6 protein-coding genes are annotated in these 6,434 nt (G+C 38.7%); all 6 read left to right on the forward strand.

Annotation, left to right across the window (positions count from 1 at the left end; translation table 11 throughout):
• Window positions 1-301: 301 nt before the first annotated feature.
• The 6 genes from B371_RS0102400 to B371_RS0102425 all read left to right on the forward strand — a co-directional run bounded on the left by B371_RS0102400 (window position 302) and on the right by B371_RS0102425 (window position 6,296).
• Window positions 302-1,132 (forward strand): inner membrane protein YpjD, encoded by an 831-nt coding sequence (locus B371_RS0102400; protein ID WP_019412722.1) that lies wholly within the window; start codon window positions 302-304, stop codon window positions 1,130-1,132.
• Window positions 1,133-1,188: 56 nt separating this feature from the next.
• Window positions 1,189-2,118 carry a hydroxymethylbilane synthase gene (gene hemC / locus B371_RS0102405; RefSeq protein WP_019412723.1) on the forward strand — a complete coding sequence of 310 codons (930 nt, stop codon included), beginning with the start codon at window positions 1,189-1,191 and terminating at the stop codon, window positions 2,116-2,118.
• On the forward strand, window positions 2,111-2,875 hold the full coding sequence (locus tag B371_RS0102410) for a uroporphyrinogen-III synthase (protein ID WP_019412724.1): 765 nt from the start codon (window positions 2,111-2,113) through the stop codon (window positions 2,873-2,875). Before hemC ends, B371_RS0102410 begins: the two co-directional genes overlap by 8 nt.
• Complete coding sequence (hemB, locus tag B371_RS0102415) at window positions 2,872-3,852, forward strand: porphobilinogen synthase (RefSeq protein ID WP_019412725.1); 981 nt, start codon at window positions 2,872-2,874, stop codon at window positions 3,850-3,852. Before B371_RS0102410 ends, hemB begins: the two co-directional genes overlap by 4 nt.
• Window positions 3,852-5,141, forward strand: a complete 1,290-nt coding sequence (hemL, locus tag B371_RS0102420; RefSeq protein WP_019412726.1) for a glutamate-1-semialdehyde 2,1-aminomutase — start codon at window positions 3,852-3,854, stop codon at window positions 5,139-5,141. Before hemB ends, hemL begins: the two co-directional genes overlap by 1 nt.
• A gap of 90 nt (window positions 5,142-5,231) precedes the next feature.
• Window positions 5,232-6,296, forward strand: a complete 1,065-nt coding sequence (locus B371_RS0102425) for an AbrB family transcriptional regulator (RefSeq protein ID WP_019412727.1) — start codon at window positions 5,232-5,234, stop codon at window positions 6,294-6,296.
• Window positions 6,297-6,434: the final 138 nt, after the last annotated feature.

Genomic DNA, 6,434 nt, shown 5'->3' on the forward strand with positions numbered 1-6,434 from the left:
AACGGAAATCACTAGACTTAAATAGAAGGCTGTCTTATTCTAAAGGTTATAGTGCAGTAGGTTTGTGCTTTCTGAAAGGACCGGGAGCACTTTGCACGGTTTTTCTTATTTTTGCTGAAAACGTTGTCACTTCTATATAGATTAGAAGTTAACAAAAATAACAATGCAAGCGGAACTATGTAATCGGAATTCCTATTTATCATAGTCTTGAGTTTGCAAACTATGAGATTCTACTAGTCGAATAGATTAAAACGCCAGTTAAATGGCAACTCTATATCTAATAGCGAAAAGGGGTAAGGGAGTGGCGGATTTAACCATGACAAGGCTGCATGAAGGTATGGTTATACTCTATGCAATCAGTCTTGTATTTTACTTCACAAATTACTTAGAGAAAGATTCAAAAGCTCACCGCATTGCATTTTGGCTACTAAGCACTGTGTGGCTACTGCAAACGGTATTTTTAATCTTATATATTGTTGAAACAAAACGATTTCCGATTTTGACGTTATTTGAAGGGATTTATTTTTATGCATGGTTATTGATTACATTATCTATCGTGCTCCACCATACATATCGCGTGATGGTACCAGTATTTTTCTTGAATTTAATTGGTTTTATTTTTATGACTATTCATACATTTGCACCTGTTCAAATTGAACGGTCACCCGTCGGGGAAGCACTCGTTTCAGAGTTGTTATTTATTCATGTGACGTTTGCAATATTATCGTATGTCGCATTCTCGTTATCTTTTGTTTTTTCAGCGTTATATCATATTTTGTATCGATTATTAAAGAGAAAAAGATGGACTAAACAATTTAGTGAACTACCCTCTCTTGGACAAACAGAGAAGGGCATGACGGTATCAATCGCCACAGGTGTCCCGTTTTTACTTATAAGCCTAATTCTTGGACTTCAATGGGCTTATGTAACCCTCAATGAATTTTCCCTCATTGATGTAAAAATTATAGGATCATTTATCCTGTTGTTTGTATATGGTTATTTATTATATCGACGCAAAAAAGGAACTTTATATGGACTTAGCTATGCTTGGGGTCATGTTTATGCTTTCCTGTTAGTATTAATCAATTTCTTCTTAGGAAGTCGATTATCTGATTTTCATTTTTGGTATTAAATTAATAAAGGTTCAAAAGAAACTTTTTGAACTTCATCTAAGAAAGGTTGTTGAATATGAGAAAAATTATTGTAGGCTCTAGAAGAAGTAAATTAGCACTAACACAAACGAATTGGTTCATTGACCAAATGAAACAAGCGGGAGCACCATTTGAGTTTGAAATTAAAGAAATTGTGACAAAAGGTGATGAAATCGTTAACGTTCAACTTTCTAAAGTAGGAGGCAAAGGATTGTTTGTTAAAGAGATTGAACAAGCTCTTTTTAACAAAGAAATTGATTTTGCTGTTCATAGTATGAAAGACATGCCTTCAGAATTACCAAAAGGGTTAGTCATAGGGTGTATTCCTCCTCGTGAAGATCCACGGGATGCTTTCATCTCAACCGATCATGTAAAATTTATGGACCTACCAGTTGGTGCAGTGGTCGGTACAAGTAGTCTACGCCGCTCGGCTCAACTTTTATTACTACGTCCAGACATTGAAGTTAACTGGATTCGTGGGAATGTCGATACACGGTTAGCAAAACTCGAAACGGATCAATTTGATGCGATCATTTTAGCAGCAGCTGGATTGAAACGTCTTGGTTGGAGTGACGATGTGGTAACGGAATATTTATCACCGGAAGAGTGCTTACCTGCGGTCGGTCAAGGTGCTTTAGCCATTGAGTGTCGTGTAGATGACGAAGAGTTATTAGCAGAAATGGCAAAATTAACTCATGAAGATACATGGAACGCTGTGCATGCAGAACGTGCATTCTTACACGCGATGGATGGTGGATGTCAAGTTCCTATCGCTGGTTATGCGACAATCGAAAAAGGTCAAGTTGAATTTACCGGGCTAGTCATTTCACCTGATGCTCAACAAGTATTTAAACACTCTTCTTCAAATGTTCAAGCTGTAACAGCAGGTCTAGAAGTGGCTAAGACTTTAAGTGAACAAGGCGCTTATGATCTGATCCAACAAGTAAGAGCCGAATTAGATGTCTAAAAACATTGATTTGCAAGGACAAACAATTGTCTTTACAGGTCAACCAAAGTCAGATGAGGCGTTTCGTGAGGTAGAAAGACTGGGAGGCAAAGTGGAAGTTTTTCCTCTCATAAGTACTCGAGAAGATACACACCAAGACGAAGACTTTATAAAAAAGGTTTCCGCATATGATTGGTTGATATTCACTAGCCAAAACGCTGTATTCGCGTTTAAACAAAAACTGACAAGAAACGAAATTTCAGCTGATAGCTTTACATGTAAAATTGCTGCGGTTGGAAGTAGAACGGCACAAGCGTTAGAAGAAATTGGATTCAGAGTGGCGTTCATCCCCACTACTTATAGTGCAACTGATTTTGTTCAACAGTTTCCAAAGGTCACAAGCCAATCAGAATCCTGCCTATTTCTAAGGGGTTCTTTAGCAAAGGCAACGATAAAAGAAGGTTTAACCCAACAAGTCGATGAATGGACCGTGTATGAAACACATCCGAATATGGACAATGTGAAAAGGTTATTAGCTTATTTAATGCAAAATCCGAATTCTACAGTTGCGTTTGCAAGTCCTTCTTCAGTAGATATTTTTGCAAGTTATATTGCCCCAACAACTGGATGGACTCAAATCAAAATAGCGGCTATTGGTCAAGTAACAGCGGCTGAAGTAGAAAGCTATGGGGCGCATGTTCATGTACAATCTAAAATATATACATGGTTCGGGCTCGTTCAAGAAATTGCTTATAGAAAGGATGATTTATCTAAATGACAGAACTTCAATTCAACAGACATCGCCGCTTGCGAAATAGTGAAACTTTACGTTCAATGGTACGCGAAACTAAATTACATACAGAGGATTTAATCTATCCACTCTTCGTTGCCGAAGGGGAGAATATTAAACATCCCATCTCTTCAATGCCCGGTGTGTTCCAACTGTCCCTAGATCACTTAGGGAAGGAAGTGGACGAAATCGTATCACTAGGAATTCCTTCGATTATTTTATTTGGAATTCCACTCGAAAAAGACGCTGAAGGAACACAAGCTTATCATGATCATGGCATCGTTCAAGAAGCCATTCGTTTTGTTAAGAACCGTCACCCTGAACTAATTGTCATAGCAGACACATGCCTATGCGAATATACAGATCATGGTCATTGTGGGGTTATTGAAAATGGTCAAGTTTTAAATGATCCAACACTTAATTTACTAGCAGCTGCAGCCGTTGCGCAAGCGAAAGCAGGAGCGGATATTATTGCCCCTTCAAACATGATGGATGGATTTGTTACAGCGATTCGTTACGGATTAGATCAAGCTGGATTTTCACATCTACCGATTATGTCTTATGCGGTAAAATTCGCATCTGCGTACTACGGGCCATTCCGCGAAGCAGCAAATAGTGCTCCACAATTTGGCGATCGAAAAACGTATCAAATGGATTACGCTAATCGTAGTGAAGCAATGCGTGAAGCAGCGTCTGACGTTGAAGAAGGTGCAGATTTCCTTATTGTGAAACCTGCTTTATCTTATTTAGATATTGTACGTGACGTGAAAAACAACTTTGATTTACCAGTAGTTGCTTACAATGTAAGTGGAGAGTATGCCATGGTAAAAGCGGCAGCTCAAAATGGCTGGGTTGATGAGAAGAAAATTGTAATTGAAACGTTAACAAGCATGAAACGAGCAGGAGCCGATTTAATTATTACGTATCACGCGAAAGACGTGTCACGTTGGTTGGGGGAAAAATAATGGAACGTTCTTACGAAAAATCAAAACAAGCGTTTAGTGAAGCTGTAAAATTAATGCCAGGTGGTGTAAATAGTCCTGTCCGTGCATTTAAATCAGTCGATATGGATCCTATTTTCATGGAAAGTGGAAAGGGCGCAACAATTACAGATATTGACGGTAATGAGTACATCGATTATGTCTTATCATGGGGACCACTTATATTGGGTCATGCTCATCCAGACGTCGTGTCAGCTATTCAAAAAGTTGCACAATCAGGCACGAGTTTTGGTGCACCTACCGTTATTGAAAATGATTTAGCTAAACTAGTCATGGAGCGCGTTCCTTCAATTGAAATGGTTCGAATGGTGTCCTCTGGAACAGAAGCAACTATGAGTGCATTACGTGCAGCTCGTGGGTTCACAGGACGCGATAAAATCTTGAAGTTTGAAGGCTGTTATCATGGACATGGGGATAGCTTGCTAATAAAAGCGGGTTCAGGTGTCGCTACGCTAGGATTACCAGATAGCCCTGGTGTTCCTGAAGCGGTAGCAAAGAATACAATCACCGTAGCTTATAATGACTTAGAGAGCGTTCGTGCTGCATTTGAGAAATACGGGGAAGATTTAGCTGCTGTAATCGTTGAACCAGTTGCAGGAAACATGGGTGTAGTTGGACCCGAACCTGGATTTTTAGAAGGACTTCGTGATCTATCAACAGATTACGGAACCGTTCTTATATTTGATGAAGTAATGACAGGTTTCCGTGTTGGCTACAACTGCGCTCAAGGTTATTTTAATGTCACGCCAGATTTAACTTGTCTTGGCAAAGTAATTGGCGGTGGGCTCCCTGTTGGCGCATATGGTGGGAGGCTTGAAATCATGTCTCAAATCGCACCAAGTGGTCCAATTTATCAAGCAGGAACACTTTCAGGTAATCCACTTGCAATGACTGCTGGACTTGAAACATTGTCTCGTTTAACACCAGAAACGTATGACCATTTCAACAAATTAGCAGATCAATTAGAAGCTGGTTTCCGTGAAGCTGCAACTAAATATCACATTCCACATACAGTAAATCGTGCGGGATCAATGATTGGCTTCTTCTTTACGAATGAAAAAGTGACAAATTTTGATATCGCAAAAACGTCTGATTTACAGTTATTTGCCAAATTTTATCGTTTGATGGCCGATGAGGGGATTTTCCTTCCACCTTCACAATTTGAAGGCATGTTCTTATCAACTGCTCATACATCTGATGATATTGCAAAAACTGTACAAGCATTCCATAAAGTATTTGCTCAATTAACTTAATCTGAATGTCCTGGTACTCATACGAGTATTAGGACATTTTTGAGTGTTATCGTTTGCGACTTTTAGCAATTGAAAGAAGGTGAGTTCGAGTTGCGAAAGTCTTGGATAATTTTACGTACATTTGCGATTGCCGCTATCTCAGGTTGGTTGTTTGAGTGGATTGGTATTTATTTGCCATGGTTACTCGGTCCCATGCTGTCGTTACTGCTATTGAGACAATTTACAAAACTACAATTTGAATGGCCAAAATTATTGCGTCAAATCGGTTTAATATTTTTTGGAATTCAAATAGGTTCATCTTTTACGAAATCATCCGTTGAACTTATGTGGTTTGATTTTCCGTTAATGGTTTTCATGACGTTTACAATAGTGGGTGCAGCACTTCTTCTTAGCATCTTGTTTATGAAATTATCCGGTGAATCAATTGCTACAAGTATCCTAGGATCATTACCAGGTGGATTATCTCAAATGGTGCTACTAAGTGAAGAAGTGAAATCAGCAAATTCGACAGTCGTGATGTTAATGCAAATGTTTCGTATATTTGTGGTAATAACGATTGTCCCACTCTTAACCGCATGGATTCCAAAGGGAACCCACTTAAAAGATGTATCACTCACCGATTTGACGACATTTAACCTGACTCATTTTATAATTTTCATCATATTAGGCGTAGCCTTTTTTATTGGAATGAAAAAGGTTCATTTTCCAGTGCCAGAACTTTTGGCTCCTATATTATCAATGGCCATTGTTCAATTCATTACAAACCAGCCAGTTGTGGAAGTTCCTTCAATCGTGTTAATTCTTTCTCAAATATTTGTCGGCACACATTTAGGACTACAACTCGAAAAAGTACGGGATAAATTATCTTTGCGTATGTTTAGTGCTATCATCACGACTAATTTGGTGCTTATTGCTTTTTCTGCATTTATTGCTTATATCTTAACCGCCATACATCCAATCAACTCGTTTTTAGATTTCTTTATAAGTACTGCACCAGGAGGAATTGCCGAAATGTCTATTACAGCTTTAGAGACCGGAGCAGACTTATCGACCGTCACAAGTTTTCATTTATTCAGGATTTTCTTCATTTTATTAATTGCTGGTCCACTGTTAACCATGGCTTTAAAAAAGTGGTTAAAAGAGGATGTTGATTGAGTTAGCTTAAAATAGCTGAGGCCACTGAAAACCTAAACAATAGATTGGACTAAATATTGCCTGTATACACGCTTTAGCGTTTTGTGGATGCCTTCCGCGAGAAGTCAGGAAGATAAAGGAGTAGGTTCTAGTATGATA

The organism is Paenisporosarcina sp. TG20, from assembly GCF_000286315.1.
Classification (GTDB): domain Bacteria; phylum Bacillota; class Bacilli; order Bacillales_A; family Planococcaceae; genus Paenisporosarcina.

Bases quoted from the DNA above. Each gene is read 5' to 3' on its own strand.
- hemC (WP_019412723.1), top strand. From the start codon at position 1,189: ATGAGAAAAATTATTGTAGGCTCTAGAAGAAGTAAATTAGCACTAACA.
- B371_RS0102410 (WP_019412724.1), top strand. From the start codon at position 2,111: ATGTCTAAAAACATTGATTTGCAAGGACAAACAATTGTCTTTACAGGT.
- hemB (WP_019412725.1), top strand. From the start codon at position 2,872: ATGACAGAACTTCAATTCAACAGACATCGCCGCTTGCGAAATAGTGAA.
- hemL (WP_019412726.1), top strand. From the start codon at position 3,852: ATGGAACGTTCTTACGAAAAATCAAAACAAGCGTTTAGTGAAGCTGTA.